Raw genomic sequence first — 1,474 nt, 5'->3', positions numbered from 1 at the left:
ATGTGTATAAGAGACAGGCACCCGGCTCCGCGGCGGCGGCCGGCCCGCCCGCCCACAGCGACAGCACCAGGCCGGTCATCAGCGCCACCGCCCCGGTCACCGCCGCACCGGACCAGGCGGCGACCCGTACCGCGAGCCGCCCGGCCCGCAGCGCCACCACGACGTCCACGGCGGCCGTCACGAGCAGCGCCCACCCGAAGACGACCGCGGACGCCCCGGCGTACCAGGCCCACAGCACCAACGGGAACTGGCCCGCGAACAGGGCCGCGGGCAACGGCACCCGCAGCCGGCCCACCGCCAGCCCGTACACCGCCCACACCCCGGCGAGCACCGCCGACGCGGCCGCCGCGAACCCCGCGCCGTCCGTGCCCGGCAGGACCGCCGCGTGCAGCGCGTAGGCGTCCAGCACCGTCAGCACCAGCGACAGCACCGCCAGGGCCTCCGCCGTCGAGGACAGCCGCCGGCGCAGCAGCGGCACGGGCGCCAGCAGCGCTCCGGCCGTCACCGCCGCCAGTACGGCCGAACGGCCCCCGATGCCCATCGCACCCCAGCTGAACAGGGTGAACGCGACCGCCGCGACAGCCAGCAGCAGACCGCCCAGGACCAGCAGCACGTTCTGCACGCCCCGCGCGCCGGAGGCGGGGGCGGCGAAGGCCGCCCGGGGCGGAGGGCCCCACGCGAACGGGGCCGCGGGCGGGCGGGAACCGGGCGGCGGGGACGACGGCGGCGCGGCCCGTGGCCGCAACACGGCCACCAGCCAGGCACGGCGGTTCAGCAGCTGGATCCGGCGGGCGTCCAGCCGGGCCAGTTCACGGTCGAGGAGCGCCAATTCCTCGGCAGGCGGCGGCACATGTTCCATGCACCGGAGTGTGGCGGCGGCCACGGACTCGGACATGCGCTCGGGTACTCACTTCCCCGGCTGAGTAGATCCGTACGCGCGGCCCGTACCCGCAGACTGGGGCCATGGACTGGAACCACTACCGCTTCACCAGTGTCTGGGACCTCCCCGTCGCACCCGACACCGTCTTCACCGCGCTCGAACAACCCGAGGACTACCCCCGGTGGTGGCCCCAGGTCCGCGCGGTCACCCGCGTCGACGACTCCACCGCGCAGGCGCGCTTCCGCTCCTTCCTCCCGTACACCCTGGTCCTGACGCTCCGGCAGCACCGCCGCGACCCGGCCGCCCGGATCCTCGAGGCGACCCTGGGCGGCGACCTCGACGGCTGGGCCCGCTGGACCGTCACCCCGCGCGGCGACGGCAGCCGGATCGTCTACGAGCAGGAGGTCGACGTCCGCACCTCCCTGCTGCGCCGGTTCGCCGTGCCGGGGCGGCCCCTCTTCCGCGCCAACCACGCCCTGATGATGCGCTCCGGACGGCGGGGGCTGGCGGCATGGCTCCGAGCGGTTTGAACACAGCCCGTCGGGCCCTGTATGGTTCAACCCGTTCCCGGGCGATTAGCTCAGTGGGAGAGCG

Annotated in this window: 1 protein-coding gene and 1 pseudogene; one reads left to right on the top strand and one right to left on the bottom strand. The window is 75.2% G+C overall.

The genetic code is table 11. From position 1 onward, the window contains the following. Positions 1-859: pseudogene (locus IH13_RS0115635) on the bottom strand (hypothetical protein); the annotation flags it as partial. Between the two features lie 104 nt (positions 860-963). On the opposite strand from IH13_RS0115635, the gene IH13_RS0115630 reads away from it, so the two are divergent. Then, entirely contained in the window at positions 964-1,410 is a 447-nt protein-coding gene (locus tag IH13_RS0115630; protein WP_031084845.1) for an SRPBCC family protein, read from the top strand. Positions 1,411-1,474 lie beyond the last annotated feature (64 nt).

This window comes from Streptomyces sp. NRRL WC-3549, assembly GCF_000721935.1.
GTDB lineage: Bacteria > Actinomycetota > Actinomycetes > Streptomycetales > Streptomycetaceae > Streptomyces.
This window is presented reverse-complemented; position numbering and strand designations above follow the sequence as displayed.

What these genes read in the sequence shown, in the direction of transcription:
- IH13_RS0115630 (WP_031084845.1), top strand. Translation starts at nt 964, where the DNA reads ATGGACTGGAACCACTACCGCTTCACCAGTGTCTGGGACCTCCCCGTC.